The 17,416-nt window shown below is 66.1% G+C and carries 12 protein-coding genes and 1 pseudogene; 11 read left to right on the top strand and 2 right to left on the bottom strand.

Features of this window, described 5'->3' with window-relative positions; all coding sequences use genetic code 11:
• Positions 1–14: 14 nt before the first annotated feature.
• From AAC067_RS14900 to AAC067_RS14870, 7 genes and pseudogenes are all read left to right on the top strand, one after another.
• On the top strand, positions 15–1,313 hold the full coding sequence (locus AAC067_RS14900; RefSeq protein WP_339933639.1) for an MFS transporter: 1,299 nt from the start codon (positions 15–17) through the stop codon (positions 1,311–1,313).
• A 199-nt stretch (positions 1,314–1,512) separates the two neighbouring features.
• Positions 1,513–2,703 carry an ADP-forming succinate--CoA ligase subunit beta gene (gene sucC, locus AAC067_RS14895; RefSeq protein ID WP_339933638.1) on the top strand — a complete coding sequence of 397 codons (1,191 nt, stop codon included), beginning with the start codon at positions 1,513–1,515 and terminating at the stop codon, positions 2,701–2,703.
• A 54-nt stretch (positions 2,704–2,757) separates the two neighbouring features.
• Positions 2,758–3,660, top strand: a complete 903-nt coding sequence (gene sucD, locus AAC067_RS14890) for a succinate--CoA ligase subunit alpha (RefSeq protein ID WP_339933637.1) — start codon at positions 2,758–2,760, stop codon at positions 3,658–3,660.
• Between the two features lie 167 nt (positions 3,661–3,827).
• The gene (locus AAC067_RS14885) at positions 3,828–6,836 is read left to right on the top strand and encodes a 2-oxoglutarate dehydrogenase E1 component (protein WP_339933636.1); all 3,009 of its coding nucleotides are present in this window, start codon (positions 3,828–3,830) and stop codon (positions 6,834–6,836) included.
• 35 nt (positions 6,837–6,871) lie between these two features.
• A pseudogene (locus tag AAC067_RS14880) lies at positions 6,872–7,234 on the top strand (biotin/lipoyl-containing protein); the annotation flags it as partial.
• Between the two features lie 24 nt (positions 7,235–7,258).
• Entirely contained in the window at positions 7,259–8,449 is a 1,191-nt protein-coding gene (gene odhB, locus AAC067_RS14875; protein WP_339933683.1) for a 2-oxoglutarate dehydrogenase complex dihydrolipoyllysine-residue succinyltransferase, read from the top strand.
• Positions 8,450–8,459: 10 nt separating this feature from the next.
• A complete protein-coding gene (locus tag AAC067_RS14870; RefSeq protein WP_339933635.1) occupies positions 8,460–8,792 on the top strand; it encodes a hypothetical protein in 333 nt (110 codons plus the stop codon).
• Here AAC067_RS14870 and AAC067_RS14865 read toward each other — a convergent pair.
• Together AAC067_RS14865 and AAC067_RS14860 are read right to left on the bottom strand one after the other, a co-directional pair.
• A complete protein-coding gene (locus AAC067_RS14865; RefSeq protein ID WP_339933634.1) occupies positions 8,789–9,976 on the bottom strand; it encodes a CaiB/BaiF CoA-transferase family protein in 1,188 nt (395 codons plus the stop codon). The two genes, AAC067_RS14870 and AAC067_RS14865, sit on opposite strands and share 4 nt — an antisense overlap.
• A 177-nt stretch (positions 9,977–10,153) precedes the next feature.
• Positions 10,154–13,339, bottom strand: coding sequence for a TonB-dependent receptor (locus AAC067_RS14860; protein WP_339933633.1), 3,186 nt, complete (start codon positions 13,337–13,339; stop codon positions 10,154–10,156).
• Here AAC067_RS14860 and AAC067_RS14855 point away from each other — a divergent pair.
• The 4 genes from AAC067_RS14855 to AAC067_RS14840 all read left to right on the top strand — a co-directional run bounded on the left by AAC067_RS14855 (position 13,338) and on the right by AAC067_RS14840 (position 17,390).
• Positions 13,338–13,850, top strand: coding sequence for a hypothetical protein (locus AAC067_RS14855; protein WP_339933632.1), 513 nt, complete (start codon positions 13,338–13,340; stop codon positions 13,848–13,850). The two genes, AAC067_RS14860 and AAC067_RS14855, sit on opposite strands and share 2 nt — an antisense overlap.
• A 189-nt stretch (positions 13,851–14,039) precedes the next feature.
• The gene (locus tag AAC067_RS14850; RefSeq protein ID WP_339933631.1) at positions 14,040–15,230 is read left to right on the top strand and encodes an acyl-CoA dehydrogenase; all 1,191 of its coding nucleotides are present in this window, start codon (positions 14,040–14,042) and stop codon (positions 15,228–15,230) included.
• A gap of 83 nt (positions 15,231–15,313) precedes the next feature.
• Positions 15,314–16,726 (top strand): trypsin-like peptidase domain-containing protein, encoded by a 1,413-nt coding sequence (locus AAC067_RS14845; protein WP_339933630.1) that lies wholly within the window; start codon positions 15,314–15,316, stop codon positions 16,724–16,726.
• 319 nt (positions 16,727–17,045) lie between these two features.
• A complete protein-coding gene (locus AAC067_RS14840) occupies positions 17,046–17,390 on the top strand; it encodes a DUF2794 domain-containing protein (protein WP_339933629.1) in 345 nt (114 codons plus the stop codon).
• Positions 17,391–17,416: the final 26 nt, after the last annotated feature.

The following is a 17,416-nucleotide window of genomic DNA, read 5'->3' as shown; positions in this document are numbered from 1 at the left end:
TTGAGGGGAATGCAATGAGCCAGTCCGATATCGGCACCACGCCGCCGAAGGTCTCGCGCTATCGCTATCTGGTGCTGACCCTGCTGGTCATCGTCTACACCTTCAACTTCCTCGACCGGCAGATCCTCGGCATCCTCAAGGATTCGATCCAGGTCGAACTGGACCTGACCGACACCCAGGTCGGGGTGATGGGCGGCATCGCCTTCGCCGCCCTCTATTCGCTGCTGGGGATTCCGATCGCCTGGCTGGCCGACCGCACCAGCCGCTCGTGGATCATGACCTCGGCCCTGACCGTGTGGAGCGGGTTCACCGTCGCCTGCGGCTACGCCGGTTCCTTCTGGGGCCTGTTCGCCATGCGTATGGGTGTCGGTGTCGGTGAGGCCGGCGGTGTGGCCCCGGCCTATTCGCTGATTTCGGATTATTTCCCGCCCAAGCAGCGCGCCCGCGCCCTCGCCGTGTTCTCGTTCGGCATTCCTCTGGGCATGGCCATGGGCATCCTGCTCGGCGGCCTGATCGCCGCCAACATCAACTGGCGCACGGCCTTCATCGTCGTCGGCATTGCCGGCCTGATCCTGGCCCCGATCTTCAAACTGGTGGTCAAGGATCCGGAACGCGGCGGTCTCGATCGGGCCGCCGGCGTGCCGCGCCCCGCCGTTGCCCCCAAGGCCCCCGCTTTCAGTGTGGTGCTGAAGACCGTTCTGCCCAAGCCGACCTTCTGGCTGCTGGCTTTCGGCGCGGCCTCGTCCTCGGTGTGCGGCTATGGCGTGGCTTTCTGGCTGCCGACCTTCTTCCAGCGCAGCCTCAATCTGACCCTGACCGAGACCTCGCTCTACTACAGCGCCATCACCCTGGTCGGCGGGGTCATCGGTATCGGTCTCGGGGGCTTTCTGGCCGACAAGTTCGGCGGCAAGTCGAAGCGGGCCTATCCGCTGGTGCCGGCCATCGCCTTCGTCATCGCCCTGCCCTTCTTCTACCTGTCGCTGAACGCGCCCAGTCTGGCGCTGGCCTTTCCGTTGTTCCTGATCCCGACGGCCCTGAACCTGGCCTGGTTGGGCCCGATCGTCACAGCGGTGCAGCACATCGCCCCGGCCTCGATGCGCTCGACGGCGTCGGCCCTGTTCCTGCTGATCAACAATCTGGTCGGTATCGCCCTGGGCACCTATTATTTCGGCTTCGTCTCCGATCTGCTGAAGCCGCAGTTCGGCGATGAATCGATCCGCTGGGCCATCTATTCAGGCGGGGCCTTCTATGTGGTGGCCGCCACCCTGCTGTTCCTGGCCTCGCGTTCAATCAAGCGCGACTGGGTCGACTAGAGCGAAATCGGTCTGGACGCGATCGCGTCCAGACTCAGATTTCGCTCCAGAACTATGCTGGAGCCTGATTCACGGCATCGGCGGAATCGCGCAGCGATTCCTCCTCAACCGATCAGGCTCTAGGGAGAAGGTTGCACCTGCGAAGGCTGGCTGCCTATAAGCGCAGCACTTCCTCCCCAGCGTTTCGGCGGTGCCTCCCATGAATATCCACGAATACCAGGCCAAGCAGGTCCTCAAGGGCTTCGGGGCCCCCGTCGCCGCAGGCGTGGCCGTCACCTCCGTCGACCAGGTCGAGGCCGCGGCGCGGTCGCTGCCCGGGCCGCTGTATGTGGTGAAGTCGCAGATCCACGCCGGTGGACGCGGCAAGGGCAAGTTCAAGGAACTGGGCCCCGACGCCAAGGGCGGCGTGCGCCTGGCCTTTTCGGTCGAGGAGGCCGTGTCCCACGCGAAGGAGATGCTGGGCAACACCCTGGTTACCGCCCAGACCGGCGACGCCGGCAAACAGGTCAACCGCCTCTATATCGAGGACGGGGCCGACATCGACCGCGAACTGTATTGCTCGCTGCTGGTCGATCGCCAGTACGGCCGCATCGCCTTCGTCGTCTCGACCGAGGGCGGCATGGACATCGAGGCCGTCGCCCATGATACGCCCGACAAGATCCAGACCATCGTCATCGACCCGGCCACCGGCGTCACCAACGCGGATGTCGCCAAGCTGAACACCGCCCTGGCCCTGACCGGCGACGCGGCCGCCGACGGCAAGACCCTGTTCCCGATCCTCTACAAGGCCTTCGTCGACACCGACATGGCCATGCTGGAGATCAATCCGCTGATCGTGATGAAGGACGGCCACCTGCGGGTGCTGGACGCCAAGGTCAGCTTCGACGGCAACGCCCTGTTCCGCCACCCCGACATCGTCGCCCTGCGCGACGAGAGCGAGGAAGACGCCAAGGAGATCGAGGCCTCCAAGCATGACCTGGCCTATGTGGCGCTCGACGGCGACATCGGCTGCATGGTCAACGGGGCCGGTCTGGCCATGGCGACGATGGACATCATCAAGCTGTACGGGAAAGAGCCCGCCAATTTCCTCGACGTCGGCGGCGGGGCCAACAAGGAGAAGGTCACCGCGGCCTTCAAGATCATCACCGCCGATCCCAACGTGAAGGGCATCCTCGTCAACATCTTCGGCGGCATCATGAAATGTGACGTCATCGCGGAGGGCGTGGTCGCGGCGGTCAAGGAAGTGGGCCTGAAGGTGCCGCTGGTCGTGCGCCTCGAAGGCACCAATGTCGCCCAGGGCAAGAAGATCCTCAACGAGTCCGGCCTGGCCATCACTGCGGCCGACGACCTCGACGACGCCGCCCAGAAGATCGTCGCGGCGGTCGGCTGAACGCCGTCTCCGTCTCCGCCCTGCTGACTGACCTATTCAGAGATCGATAGACCCATGTCCATCCTCGTCGACAAAAACACCAAGATCATCGTCCAGGGCCTGACCGGCAAGACCGGCGGCTTCCACACCGAACAGGCGCTGGCCTATCACGGCACCCAGATGCTGGGCGGCGTGCACCCGACCAAGGGTGGCCAGACCTGGGCCGGCTCGCACGGAGAGACCCTGCCGATCTACGCCACGGTCGCCGAGGCGAAAGCGGCCACCGGGGCCGACGCCTCGGTCATATATGTGCCGCCGTCGGGGGCCGCCGCCGCCATCATCGAGGCCATCGAGGCCGAGATCCCCTTCATCACCTGCATCACCGAGGGCATCCCGGTGCTGGACATGGTGCGGGTCAAGCGCCGCCTCGAGGGCTCGAAGTCGCGCCTGCTGGGTCCCAACTGCCCCGGCATCATGACGCCGGACGAGTGCAAGATCGGCATCATGCCCGGCTCCATCTTCAAGAAGGGCAATGTCGGCATCGTCTCGCGCTCGGGCACATTGACCTATGAGGCGGTGTTCCAGACGACGAACGAGGGTCTGGGCCAGACCACGGCGGTCGGCATCGGTGGCGACCCGGTCAAGGGCACAGAGTTCATCGATGTGCTGGAACTGTTCCTGGCCGACCCCGAGACCACCTCGATCGTCATGATCGGTGAAATCGGTGGCGGGGCCGAGGAAGAGGCCGCGCAATTCCTGATCGATGAGGCCAGGAAGGGCCGCAAGAAGCCGATGGTCGGTTTCATCGCCGGCGTCACCGCGCCCAAGGGCCGGACCATGGGCCACGCCGGGGCCGTCGTTGCGGGCGGCAAGGGTGATGCAGAATCCAAGATCGCCGCCATGCAGCAGGCCGGGATCACCGTCTCGCCGTCGCCCGCGCGTCTGGGCACGACCCTGGTCGAGGTGCTCAAGGGCTAGAATCGGAAGCGTCCCGCTCGCCGCGCGGGCGCTTTTTTCTGTCGTCCGGGGCAAAATTCGCCTTTTCGCCCCGCTTCGGTCATGACCCATGAGGAAACACCGCCTATATGACAGGCGGCCCCTTCACGCAGACGTGTGCGTGAGGGCGAAAAGGATGACGGAAAAAAATGGCGGACGATGCCGGTCGGCTGAATCAGGTCTTTGCCGAGACCAGCTTTCTGTACGGGTCGAACGCCGCCTTCATTGAGGATCTGCACGCGCAGTGGGCCAATGATCCCGCGTCTGTATCGGGCGAATGGCGCGCCTTTTTCGACCAGCTGCGTGACAGCGCCGCAACGGTAAAGGCCGCGGCCGGTGCCGGGGCCTGGGGTCGCGACCGCGCGACCGAAGCGACCGAGGAGACCGGCGTGTTCGACGGGCGCTGGCCGACGCCGCGCCCCGTACCGGGCAAGGCGGCCGCTGCCGGGAAACCCGCCGCCGCGCCTGCCGCCACCGCCGACGAGATCCGCGCCGCCGCGCATGATTCGATCCGCGTGCTGATGCTGATCCGCAGCTATCGGGTGCGCGGCCATCTGCACGCCCGGCTGGACCCGCTGGGAATCGAACAGCCGATCGACAATCCCGAGCTGACCCCCGAATTCTACGGCTTCAGCGAGGCCGACCTCGACCGACCGATCTATCTGGACGGCGTGCTGGGACTGGAAACGGCCACCATCCGCGAGGTCATGGAGATTCTGGACCGCACCTACTGCGGCACCATCGGCATCCAGTATATGCATATCGCCGAACCGGAGGAGAAGTCCTGGCTGCAGGCGCGCATCGAGGGGCCGGACAAGTTCGAGCAGAACGCCTTCACCCGCGAGGGCAAGCTGGCGATCCTGAACAAGCTGATCGAGGCCGAGGGTTTCGAGCGCTTCCTGCACAAACGCTTCCCCGGCACCAAGCGTTTCGGCCTTGACGGCGGCGAGGCCATGGTTCCGGCCATGGAGCAGATCATCAAGCGCGGCGGGGCCCTGGGTGTCGACGAAATGGTGTTCGGCATGGCCCACCGTGGCCGCCTGAACATGCTCGCGGCCGTGATGGCCAAGCCCTACAGGGCCATCTTCCACGAGTTCCAGGGCGGCTCCAGCGTGCCCAGCGACATTGAGGGCTCGGGCGACGTCAAATACCATATGGGTGCCAGTTCGAACCGCGAGTTCGACGGCAATCACGTCCACCTGTCGCTGACCGCCAACCCGTCGCACCTGGAGATCGTCAACCCGGTGGTGCTGGGCAAGGCCCGCGCCAAACAGGCGTTCGACATCCGCGCCGCCAACGCCGGCAAGCCCGAGGCCGAATGGGCGCTGGACCGCTCCAAGGTCATGCCTGTGCTGATCCACGGTGACGCCGCCTTCGCCGGTCAGGGCGTGGTGGCCGAATGCTTCGCCCTGATGGGACTGAAGGGTTACCGCACCGGCGGGACCATGCATTTCGTGGTCAACAACCAGATCGGCTTTACCACCAGCCCGCGCAACAGCCGCAGTTCGCCCTATCCGTCGGACGTGGCCCTGATGGTTCAGGCCCCGATTTTCCACGTCAACGGCGATGATCCGGAATCCGTGGTCTTCGCCGCCAAGGTGGCGACCGAATTCCGCCAGAAATTCCACAAGGATGTGGTGGTGGACATGTTCTGCTACCGCCGCTTCGGCCACAACGAGGGCGACGATCCGACCTTCACCCAGCCGCTGATGTACGCCAAGATCAAGGCCCAGCCTTCGACGCGGGAAATCTACTCCAGGCGTCTGGTCGCCGAAGGGGTGATCGACGAGGCCGGGGTCGACGCCGCCATCGCCGAGTTCGACGCATTCCTCGACGCCCAGTTCGAAGCCGGCAAGACGTTCGAGGCCGACAAGGCCGACTGGATGGACGGCCAGTGGCAGGGCATCGGCCTGCCCGAGGGTGATGAGCGTCGCGGCAAGACCGATGTGCCGCTCGAGACCCTGATCGACCTCGGTACCCGCCTGACCACGGTCCCCAACCGGATCGACATCCACAAGACGCTGAAGCGGGTCATGGACGGTCGCCGCGAGGCCATCACCACCGGCGAGAACATCGACTGGTCCACGGCCGAGAGCCTGGCCTTCGCCACCCTGCTGGACGAGGGCTTCCCGGTCCGCCTGTCGGGCCAGGATTCGGTGCGCGGCACCTTTAGCCAGCGCCATTCGGGGGTCATCGACCAGACCACCGAGGAACGCTACATCCCGCTCAACAATCTGGGCGAGGGCCAGGCCGAGTTCGAGGGCATTGATTCCGCCCTGTCGGAGGAGGCGGTGCTGGGATTCGAATACGGCTATGCCGTCACCGACCCCAACACCATGGTGATGTGGGAGGCCCAGTTCGGCGACTTCGTCAACGGGGCCCAGGTTCTGATCGACCAGTTCATCTCGTCCGGCGAGCGCAAATGGCTGCGCATGTGCGGCCTGACCATGCTGTTGCCGCACGGCTACGAAGGTCAGGGCCCGGAACACTCCTCCGCCCGTCTGGAGCGCTTCCTGCAGCAGTGCGCCGAGGACAATATGCAGGTCGCCAACTGCACCACCCCGGCCAACTATTTCCACATCCTGCGCCGGCAGATGCACCGGCATTTCCGCAAGCCGCTGATCCTGATGACGCCCAAGAGCCTGCTGCGCCACAAGAAGGCGGTCTCGACCCTGGCTGACATGGCCGAGGGCAGCTCGTTCCACCGGGTGCTGCACGACGACGCCGAGCGCCGTCCTGACGTGGCCGGCATTACCCTCAAGGCGGACAAGGACATCCGCCGCGTCGTGCTGTGCTCGGGCAAGGTCTATTACGACCTGCTGGAGTCGCGCGAGGTGCGGGCCAAGGCTGGTGAACCGGTCGACGACGTCTATCTGATGCGGCTGGAGCAGTTCTATCCGTGGCCGCTGAAGTCGCTGATGACGGAACTGGTGCGCTTCCCCAAGGCCGAGCTGGTCTGGTGCCAGGAAGAGCCCAAGAACATGGGCGGCTGGACCTTTGTCGATCCGTGGCTTGAACTGACGCTGGAGAAGCTCGACCTTGCGTCGACGCGCGCCCGTTACGTCGGTCGTCCGGCCTCCGCCTCCACGGCGTCGGGTCTGATGAGCCGGCACCTGAAAGAACTCGAAACCTTCCTGAACGACGCCTTCGCCGCCTGATCGCGACGGACCAAGACAAGAAATCTGGATACCTCATGGCCGACATTCTGACCCCCGCCCTCGGTGAATCCGTTGCCGAGGCCACCATCGCCAAATGGAGCAAGAAGGCCGGCGATGCCGTCAAGAAGGACGAGATGCTGGTCGAGCTCGAGACCGACAAGGTCTCGCTCGAGGTCGTGTCGCCCGCCGATGGTGTTCTGGCCGAGATCAAGGCCGCCGAGGGGGACACCGTCGTCCCCGGCACCGTGCTGGGCGTGGTGACCGAGGGGGCGTCTGCCGCAGCCCCCGCCGCCGAGGCCCCGAAAGCCGCCGCCCCCAAGGCGGAAGCCAAGGCCGCCGCGCCTGCGGCCCCTGCCCCGGCCGCCGCGCCCGCCGCTGCCCCGGCCGCCGCGCCCGCCGCTGCCCCGGCCGCGTCCGGGTCCGTGACCATCGCCGTGCCGACCATGGGCGAGAGCGTCGCCGAGGGCTCGATCGGTACCTGGCATCGCAAGAGCGGTGATGCGGTCAAGAAGGACGAGCTGCTGGTCGAGATCGAGACCGACAAGGTCGCCGTCGAGATCGTGGCCCCCGCCGACGGCGTGCTGGAGATCGTCGAGGCCGAAGGGGCCACGGTCACTCCGGGTCAGGCCATCGGCCGGATCTCGGGTTCCGGTGCCGGTGCCGCGTCGGCCCCCGCCGCTGCTGCCGCCACCCCGTCCGCCAAGGCCGGTGCCAGCGACATTCCGCTGTCGCCGTCGGTGCAGCGCATCGTCGCCGAGAACAACCTCGATCCCAAGGCCATCCAGGGCTCGGGCAAGGACGGTCGCATCCTCAAGGGGGATGCCCTCGAGGCCGCCGCCACCCCGACTCCGGCTCCCGCCGCTGCGGCTCCGCCGCAGGCCTCTGTCGCCGCCTCGGCCCCGCGCGCCGACCAGCCGCGCGAGAACCGGGTCAAGATGACCCGGCTGCGCCAGACCATCGCCCGCCGCCTCAAGGAATCGCAGAACACCGCCGCTCAGCTGACCACCTTCAACGAGGTCGACATGACCGCGGTCATGGCCCTGCGCAGCCAGTACAAGGAGGCGTTCGAGAAGCGCCACGGCGTCAAGCTGGGCTTCATGAGCTTCTTCACCAAGGCCATCGTCGCGGCCCTGCAGGAGATGCCGGCGGTCAATGCCGAGATCGACGGCACTGACATCGTCTACAAGAACCACTATGACATCGGCGTCGCCGTCGGCACCGAAAAGGGTCTGGTCGTGCCCGTGCTGCGCGATGCCGATCAACTGTCGCTGGCGGGCATCGAGAAGGGCATCGCCGCCCTGGGCAAGGCCGCCCGCGACGGCGACCTGACCCTGGACCAGCTGCAGGGCGGCACCTTCACCATCACCAACGGCGGCACCTATGGCTCGCTGATGTCGACGCCGATCCTGAATGCGCCGCAGTCGGGCATCCTGGGTATGCACAACATCGTCCAGCGCCCGATGGCCATCAACGGCGAGGTTGTGATCCGGCCGATGATGTACCTGGCGCTCAGCTACGATCACCGCATCGTCGACGGCAAGGACGCGGTGACCTTCCTCGTACGGGTCAAGGATCTGCTGGAAGACCCGGCACGCGCGCTGCTGGACCTGTAGGGGCGGGGCGATGATCGAGATCGCCCGTTTCGCTGACGTCTATGAGGCCGAGATCGCCGCGGCCCGTCTGCGGGCGGATGGATTCACGCCGACGCTGGGCGGTGCCGAACACGCCAAGGCGGACCCGCTGATCCTGCAGGCGCTGGGGTGGATCCGGCTGTCCGTACCGGACAAGGAGGCCATCCTGGCGAAGGCGCGGCTGGCGGTACTGCGCAGCGGATCCGAGGCGATCGCGGTGGACGCAGAGGCCGGATCTAACGAGACCCCCGACCGCACCCTGCCGGCCAGGCTGACGCTCGGCGCGGCCGTGTTGGCGTTGGTGGCGCTGCTGGCCGGTCGCTAGGGTTTGAGCTCGCCCAGCACCTCATCGGTGTCCTGACCCAGGGCCGGGGGCGGGCGGTCATAGATGACCGGCGTCTTTGACATCCGGATCGGCGAGGCCACGGTGCGGACCGGGCCGTCGAGGTCGGCGCGGGCCTGTTCGACCACCAGACCGCGATGCACCGCCTGGGGCTCGGCGAAGACCTGATCGACGGTATTGACCGGGCCGCAGGGCACGCCGCCCGTCTCGAGCGCCGCCATCAGGTCCGCCATGCTCAGGGCCGCGGTCAGGGCCGAGACCTCGGCCGACAGGACGGCGCGGTGTTCGATGCGCAGGGCGTTGGTCAGGAAGCGCGGGTCGGCCCCCAGTTCCGGAGCGCCCAGGGCCTTGCCGAGGGCGCGGAACTGGCCGTCATTGCCGACGGCGATCACCACCATGCCGTCGGTGCAGGGAAACGGCTGGTAGGGGGCCAGGTTGGGGTGGGCGTTGCCCATCCGGGTCGGGACCTTGCCCGAGACGAAGAAATTGGTCGCCTGATTGGCCAGCATCGCCGCCTGGACGTCGAACAGGGCGATGTCGATGTGCTGGCCTTCGCCGGTCGCCCGGGCGTGCAGCAGGGCGGCGAGGATGGCGTTGGAGGCGTACAGGCCGGTGAACAGGTCGGCCACGGCGACCCCGACCTTCATCGGCTCGGCCCCCGGTGCGCCGTCGGCCTGGCCGGTGACACTCATCAGTCCGCCCATGGCCTGGATCATATAGTCATAGCCGGCGCGGTGGGCGTCGGGCCCGTCCTGGCCGAAGCCGGTGATCGAGCAATAGACCAGCCGGGGATTGAGCGCCGTCAGGGCCGCGTGGTCGAGGCCGTATTTCTTCAGGCCGCCGGTCTTGAAATTCTCGACCACCACGTCGCAGGTTTTTGCCAGTTCGCGGATCGTGGCGGCCCCCTCGGGCGTGGCGATGTCGACGGTGACCGACTTCTTGCCGCGGTTGGTGCACAGGAAATAGGCCGCGTCGCCCGGCGTGCCGTCGGCCTTCGTCGTGAAGGGCGGACCCCAGGCGCGGGTGTCGTCGCCGACGCCGGGCCGTTCGATCTTGATCACCTCGGCCCCAAGATCGGCCAGGGTCTGGGTCGCCCACGGCCCGGCCAGTACCCGCGAAAGATCGAGCACACGCACACCGGACAGGGGGCCTGGGGTCTGGGTCATGGCAATCGTCGGTCCCGCTGCCTGGGTCCGCGCGCCCAGGCCCCATCGCATAACGCGGCCGGGTCGGCGCGCCAATCCCGCAGGGGCGGCGGCGGGCCCATCACCCTGTCGACCGGACAGGAAAAAGGGCGGCGGACCGAAGTCCGCCGCCCCCTTCAGTGTGTCGTTCCGAATGGATCAGAACGGACGGTAGTTGACGCTCAGGAAGAAGCGGCGACCGAACAGATCGAAATTGTCGGCCGAGGTGCCGCCCAGCCAGCGAGCCGGCTCGGCGTCGAACGCGTTCACGACGCCGGCGCGGAGGGTGACATTGTCACGAGCCTGCCAGCGGACCGAGAAGTCGTGCTGCGAGAAGTCGCCGGTCTGGCTGTAACGAAGGTCCTCATAGCGATCGAGGTTGGCGGTCAGGTTGTTGAGGTCGTCGATCTCCTGACTCGCTTGCCAGTCCCACTTCCACGTGAAGGCCAGGTCGGGCGTCGGCGACCAGTTGACCGTCGACAGGAAGCGAACGCGCGGCATGCCGACGGTGTCCGCGAAGATGCTGGCATCGGTCGGATCGGCGATGTTGACGTAGTCGTTCTGCTCGATCAGCCAGTTACCCCGGAGAGCGTGGCTGAACTTGCCCCAGTCCATGCCGAACCATGACGGCAGGTCGAAGCCGTAGCTCGCCGTGAAGTCGACACCCTTGGCCGTCAACGACGCATAGTTGCGCGAAGACTGGATGAAGCTGGTGACCAGGAAGTTTGACGTGCTTCGCGTCTGGGTCAGGCAGATCGGGGTATTGACCTGATCGCCGCTGACGCACTGGTTGGCGGCTGTCTGGGCCGAAACCGAGGCGATCGCGTCGTTGATCTCGATGTCATAGTAATCGAGGATGATCGCCAGGTTGGGCAGCAGATAGTCCGGTGTCCAGACAGCCCCGAAGGTGAAGCTCTCCGAGGTTTCCGGCTTCAGGAGGGGATTGCCCCCGGCCAGGCCGGATACCGAGCCGCTGCCGTAGTTGGGCAGGTAGGAGTTGGGGTCCGCCGTAGTGTTGAACACCAGGTTGGGGAGGCCGGCGGCGACGGCCAATGTTCCGCAGTTGGCGATGCGATTGGTACGGATCTGCGGATCGGCCAGGTTGTTGATGACTGTGGCGCTGCAGGGATCGCTGAAGCCGTTGGCGAAGGTCTGTCCCAGCGGATCGTTGGTTTCACCGAGGTTCGGCACGCGGATGGCGGTGGCAGTGCTGGCGCGGAACATCAGCTGATCCACCGGACGCCACTGGGCCAGGACGCTGTAGGTGTCCTGCTTGCCGACGTGCGAATAGTCAGAGTGACGATACGCCCCGCTGATTTCCGCCGAACGACCGAGCCAGCTGTCGACGAACAGCGGAACGCGCAGTTCGGCGAAAATGTCGTTGGTGTCGTAGCTGGCCTCAGCGAAGTCGCCGCCGCCGTTCAGGAACAGGAAACGCCCGGCGGTGTCGGCGTCACGGCCCACGCCGCTGGTGATTTCCTTGCGGTACTCATAACCGATCGAGGCCCCGATCGGACCGGCACCCCAGAAGTCCCACAGATCGCCGGAGGCGAAGGTCAGGAAGTCGTGCTGCTTGTTCTGGTCGGTGACCGTGATGGCCGCCGACAGATAGTCCAGGGCCTCGGGGCTGAAGCCACCGGCACCGAAGACGCGGATCGGCACGCATTTGTTGATGACGTCGCCCTGGCGCGAATAGGTGGTGGTGACGCCGCTGGCGGTAACGTTCGCATTCGGCACAGCCGTGCCTTGGGCTTGCAGCAGCTGGACCCGGCAAACGATTTCGCCGGCCCGGCCGTTGACCACGCCCAGGGTGTCGACGACGGCGTCGGCGGCAGCCTGGTAGCGGACGACGTCGACCGCCTGTTCGCGGTTCGAGTTGTTCATCTCGCCGTAGGTGTAGGCCGCTTCCCAGTTGACATCACGGAAGAAGCCGATGTCGCCGGCTTCACCCCGGGCACCGATGACGTAGCGCTGCAGGTCGCGATTGTTCAGCTGGTTGCGGACTGGACCGTACAGCTTGTGCTGGGCACGGGGGTCGGCGACGTTGCTGGTGATCACGCCGGCCGAGTTGTAGATGTCGCGACGGTTGGCCAGGATGGCGTCACGGACGTTGGCCGGCAGATAGGCGTTGTCCACGCCGATCTCGAACGCGGTGGTGCCGGTGATGGCCCCGACCGATCCGGGCGTGAAGGCTTTGATGTTCATGTCTTGGAACACGCGCTGGCCGGCGTCGTAGGTTTCTTCCTCGACGTATTTGACTTCACCGAACAGGTTGATGGAGTCGGTCAGGTCGTAGTTGAAGCCCGATTGGAAGCGCCAGTTGGTCGATTCCGGCAGGCGGCTGGACTGGCCCTGCTCGGTGTTCTGAACCTGGCCGAGGCCGCCGTTGCTGGCGTTGCGCGTGAAGCCTGCACCCTGGCGGATCGGGCCGAACACGACGGCCTGCGATGCACCGGTGTCGGTGTACAGGAAGCCGTTGTCGAGACGGTTGGCCGGGGCCAGCGAGAAGCAGTTGGACGAGAAGGTGGTCGCCGAGCAGGTGCCGAACGGGACGTCCGGGTCGCTGGCCGGGCTCGGCTGGACGCCGGTGGACAGGATGGTCACGCCACCGAAATTGGTGCCGCGGATGTAGGTGCGGACGTCACGCAGCAGGATCAGGTCCGGCACGCCGTCGTTGGGCGCGCTGGACGGATCGACGTCGTTGCTGATCAGGCCCCACGACTCACGGCGCCAGTCGACGTCGCTGTCCAGCACTTCGTCGTTGCGCTGGTATTCGCCGGACACATAGTAGTTCAGGCGACCGTCGAGCAGGTTCTGGCCCCACAGCACCGACAGGCGCTCGCCGAGTTGACCGTCCTGGTTGATCTCGGCCACCGAGGCGTCGATTTCCAGACCGTCGAAATCGGTCTTCAGGATGAAGTTGACCACGCCCGAAACGGCGTCGGCACCGTAAACGGCGGCGGCACCACCGGTGATGATCTCGGTGCTGGCGACCAGCAGGCGCGGGATGGTGTCGACGTCAACCGACAGGGTGCCGGGGCTGGAGCCGACATGGCGACGACCGTCGACCAGGGTCAGGGTGCGCACCGAACCGAGGGCGCGCAGGCTGAGCAGCGACAGGCCGCCGTCGTTCAGGTTCGAACCGGTGGTGTCTTCCGGCACAACCGAGGTCGACAGGGCCGGGATGTCGGCGAGGAAGTCGATGACGTTGACTTCACCCGACTGGAGGACTTCCTCCTGGCTGATCTGGATCAGCGGAGTCGGCGAATTGGTCGGGTCGCGGCGGATACGCGATCCGGTGATGATGACGTCATCTATGCTATCCGGGCTGGCGCTCTGGGCCATGACCATTGTCGGCGCAGCGCCGATGAAGGCGGCGGCGGACAGGCCTGCGAGCAACGAACTGCTCAGCAACAGTGATTTTGTATTTCTCATCTTCCCCTCGGCGACGCCCAATGCGTCCGTTCGCAAAATCCTATGCGAACGACGCCTAATAAGATTTACGGGCCGGATCGCAACAATCTTGCTGAATAGTTTAGCCCCATCCACCATTTTGACAGAATTGTGCAGCATTTTCGCCACTGCCGGACTCATCATGTCCGGAGGTTTTTCCGTGAAACAGGTGAAGTGTTCCGTGAAACGCTCGATTACAATTCGCTATACTGCGAGCGTGACGCAAAACTACTTAAAAGGGACATCCCTCGCCGACGTCATGTCGCCGATTGCACCGTCCGGGTTGACGTCGGGTAAGGCTGTCGTTGATATCGTGACGCTTTGGTATTTCAGATGGCGCTGGTGTGGCGTCGGGACGGGACCCGGCAGCGAGGTCCGAATCCCGAAGGTCGCTGAAACCTGAGGTGGCGTGGTTCGGAGCCCGGCTATGTTTCCAAAAGTTTCATCGACCCGGCCGGGCGCGCCGCGAGGCGCGGCCCCTACCCGACTCCGCCGTTTTGGCCTAAACCGCCGCCCTATCCCCGGAGGGAGCCGTCACCAGGGCGTGGCGGACCGTCAGACCCCTCTCGTTTCGTTCAGGAAGGCACCCGATATGGCCGATGGCTCCACCGCTTCGCACAAGACCTTTCGCTGGGATGATCCGCTGGACCTGTCCGGGCGGCTGACCGACGACGAGCGGATGATCCAGGACGCGGCGCGGTCCTATGCCCGCGAGAAATTGCTGCCGCGCGTGGTCGAGGCCTTCCGCGACGAGACCTTCGACCGGGCCATCATGAGCGAGATGGGCCAGATGGGCTTTCTCGGGGCCATGCTGCCGGAACAGTACGGTGGATCCAGCGTCAGTCATGTCGCCTATGGCCTGATCGCGCGCGAGATCGAGGCGGTCGACAGCGGCTATCGCTCGGCCATGAGCGTGCAGTCGTCGCTGGCCATGTATCCGATCTACGCTTTCGGCTCGGAAGAACAGAAGGTGCGCTTCCTGCCGAAGATGGCCGCCGGAGAGATGATCGGCTGTTTCGGCCTGACCGAGGCGGACGGTGGCTCCGACCCGGCCGCGATGAAGACGAAGGCGGTCAAGGTCGATGGCGGCTATCGCCTGAACGGCTCCAAATACTGGATCACCAACAGCCCGATCAGCGACCTGGCCATCGTCTGGGCCAAGCTGGATGACGTGATCCGCGGCTTCATCGTCGAGCGCGGCATGGACGGTTTCACCACCGACAAGATCGGCGACAAGCTGAGCCTGCGCGCCTCGATCACCGGCGACATCGGCCTCAATGACGTGCTGGTGCCGGAAGAGAATCTGCTGCCGGATGCCAAGGGTTTGCGCGGCCCGTTCAGCTGCCTGAACAAGGCCCGCTACGGCATCGCCTGGGGCGCGATGGGCGCCGCCGAAGCCTGTTTCCACCTGACCCGCGACTATGTCGGCGAGCGCATGCTGTTCGGTCGACCGCTGTCGTCGCGCCAGCTGGTGCAGAAGAAGCTGGCCGATATGCAGACCGACATCTTTCTCGGCTTCGAGGGGGCGCTGGCGCTCGGACGGTTGCTGGACCAGGGAGCGTGGGTGCCCGAAGCCATCTCGATGATGAAGCGCAACAACTGCGGCAAGGCCCTGGATATCGCCCGCGTCGCCCGCGACATGCACGGCGGGGCCGGCATCACCGGCGAGATGCATGTGATGCGCCACGCCATGAACCTGGAGACGGTCAACACCTATGAGGGGGCCCATGACGTTCATGCCCTGATCCTGGGTCGGGCCATCACCGGCGAGAGCGCCTTCTAGCGCCGTTCAGGGACACGGGCCCGCAACTGGGGCATCGTCACGGCGCGTATCCCGCGCTAGGGTCGGGTCGATCACAGGGGGCGATGATGCAGCGTGTCAAATTCCGGGATGAGAGTCGGTCGGGGCTGACGGTGTCCACCGGCCGGGCCGTGGTTCTTGCGGCTGTCCTGGGGCTGCTGGCCGGTCTGCCGGCCCAGGCCCAGACCGCCTACCAGCCCGCGCCCGCCCAGGCCCGGGCGGCGACGATCACTCCCATCCCCTTCGACACGCGCCGCGGTGTGTTCAGCTTTGCCTCGGAGCTGGAGCGCTCCCTGCCGGCCGTGGTCCAGGTCACCACCCAGGGCCGGTCCGAAGGACCGCGTTCGGACGACAACGAGCCCCAGCCGATGGCGACCGGGTCCGGTGTCATCCTCGACGCCGCCGCGGGCATCATCGTCACCAACAACCATGTGGTCGAAGGCGGCAACAAATTCACCGTCGATCTGCTGGACGGCCGGCTGGTCGACGCCACCCTGATCGGGACCGACAAGGCCACCGACCTGGCTGTGCTGCGCATCGAGCTGAGCGGCCTGACCCAGGTCGCGGTGGCCGATTCCGACGCCCTGCGCAGCGGCGACCTGGCCTTTGCCGTCGGCTATCCGCTGGGTCTCGACCAGACCCTGACCATGGGTGTGATCTCGGGGCTCGGACGCTCGGGCATGGGCGACGCGGTCGAGGACTATATCCAGACCGACGCTGCGGTGAATTCCGGCAATTCCGGCGGTCCGCTGCTGGACAGCCTGGGCCGGTTGATCGGCATCAACACCTCGATCCTGTCGGGCGGTGGCGGCGGCAATGACGGCATCGCCTTTGCCGTTCCCAGCCGCATCATGCTGCATGTGGTCGGCCAGCTGCGCGAGTTCGGCGAGGTTCGTCGCGGCAGCACCGGGGCTATCTTCGGCTCGCTCAATGCCGAGCGGGCCCGGACCCTGGGGCTGAATATCGTGCGCGGAGCCGTCGTCGACGATGTCGCCCCCGGCTCTCCGGCGGAAGCCGCGGGGCTGCAGCGCAACGACATCATTACCCGGATCCAGAACCGCCCGGTCGCCAACGCCGGATCGGTCCGGGCCACGATCGGCATCGCTGCGCCCGGCGCGCAGCTGCCGCTGGTCTACCTGCGCGCCGGGCGTGAGCTCACGACGTCGCTGCAGGTCCAGGTGGCCGGTCCCGATCCGGTCATGCTCGGCACCACCGAGGTTCAGGCCTATGGGGCCAGCTTCCGCAATCTGAAGCCGGCCGACGGCGTGACCCAGGACGGTGTGCTGGTCACGGCGGTCGAGGGGGGCTCGACGGCGGCCATGCAGCAACTTCGGGCCGGCGATGTGGTCACGGCGGTGAACGCTATGGCGGTGGGCGATATCCGGTCCCTGGCCGCGGCGCTGTCGGCCGTGACGAACGGGCTGAACCTGACGGTGCTGCGCGACGGACGAACCGAGACGGTCGCCCTGATCGGCTGAGTCCCAGCCTGGAGTCCGGACAGCAAAACGCCCGCTCTGCCGGAGGGGGGGAGGGTGGCTGAGCGGGCGTCTCGCTTTAGGAAGCATCGGCCCGTCGAAGCCCTTGATGGAGAAATCCAGGGGGGCTGGGGGGGCTGTTCAGGATCCGGGACCACTCCGAACTCCGACAGGCCGATGAAACATGTTTCGCCGCCCAAACAGGCGCGCGCTGGACCGAAAGGGGGCGATTTCGTGTCGGGTGCGAATTTGTCACCGAAAGCGGTGCAGTTAGGTGGTCCCGGGCTGGTGTTTCCGGCCCGGCCACCTAATCTGGTGGGCGATGAACGATGAGTCCGCCAGTGGCGGCAGCCGGGCCTCCGGCACCGCCCCCGTCTTCTTCGACCGGCCCGAGCTGGACCTGATCCTGCGGGTCTATGGCCGGATGGTCGCCGCCGGCGAGTGGCGCGACTATGCGATGGTCGGCCATGGCGACGTGGCCGAGTTCGCCGCCTTCCGTCGCTCGGGCGACGCCCCCGCCTGCCGCATTGAGAAACGCCCGGCCCTGCGCCTGAAACAGGGTCAGTGGGCCGTGATCGGCGAGGGCGGTCTGGTGCTGAAGCGCGGGCGTGACCTGGCCCAGGTGCTGCGCGTCTTCGACAGCCGCCGCTTCGCCGTCGTCAAATAGAAAAAGGGCCCCGGCGTTTCCACCGG

The sequence above is a fragment of the uncultured Brevundimonas sp. genome (genome assembly GCF_963977465.1).
GTDB lineage: Bacteria > Pseudomonadota > Alphaproteobacteria > Caulobacterales > Caulobacteraceae > Brevundimonas.
Note: the sequence above shows the minus strand (reverse complement) of the source record. Positions and strands in the feature narration are given on the sequence as shown.

Bases quoted from the DNA above. Each gene is read 5' to 3' on its own strand.
- sucD (WP_339933637.1), top strand. From the start codon at position 2,758: ATGTCCATCCTCGTCGACAAAAACACCAAGATCATCGTCCAGGGCCTG.
- AAC067_RS14870 (WP_339933635.1), top strand. From the start codon at position 8,460: ATGATCGAGATCGCCCGTTTCGCTGACGTCTATGAGGCCGAGATCGCC.
- AAC067_RS14840 (WP_339933629.1), top strand. From the start codon at position 17,046: ATGAACGATGAGTCCGCCAGTGGCGGCAGCCGGGCCTCCGGCACCGCC.
- sucC (WP_339933638.1), top strand. From the start codon at position 1,513: ATGAATATCCACGAATACCAGGCCAAGCAGGTCCTCAAGGGCTTCGGG.
- AAC067_RS14860 (WP_339933633.1), bottom strand. From the start codon at position 13,339: ATGGCCCAGAGCGCCAGCCCGGATAGCATAGATGACGTCATCATCACC.
- AAC067_RS14865 (WP_339933634.1), bottom strand. From the start codon at position 9,976: ATGACCCAGACCCCAGGCCCCCTGTCCGGTGTGCGTGTGCTCGATCTT.
- AAC067_RS14885 (WP_339933636.1), top strand. From the start codon at position 3,828: ATGGCGGACGATGCCGGTCGGCTGAATCAGGTCTTTGCCGAGACCAGC.
- AAC067_RS14900 (WP_339933639.1), top strand. From the start codon at position 15: ATGAGCCAGTCCGATATCGGCACCACGCCGCCGAAGGTCTCGCGCTAT.
- AAC067_RS14845 (WP_339933630.1), top strand. From the start codon at position 15,314: ATGATGCAGCGTGTCAAATTCCGGGATGAGAGTCGGTCGGGGCTGACG.
- AAC067_RS14855 (WP_339933632.1), top strand. From the start codon at position 13,338: ATGACCATTGTCGGCGCAGCGCCGATGAAGGCGGCGGCGGACAGGCCT.
- AAC067_RS14850 (WP_339933631.1), top strand. From the start codon at position 14,040: ATGGCCGATGGCTCCACCGCTTCGCACAAGACCTTTCGCTGGGATGAT.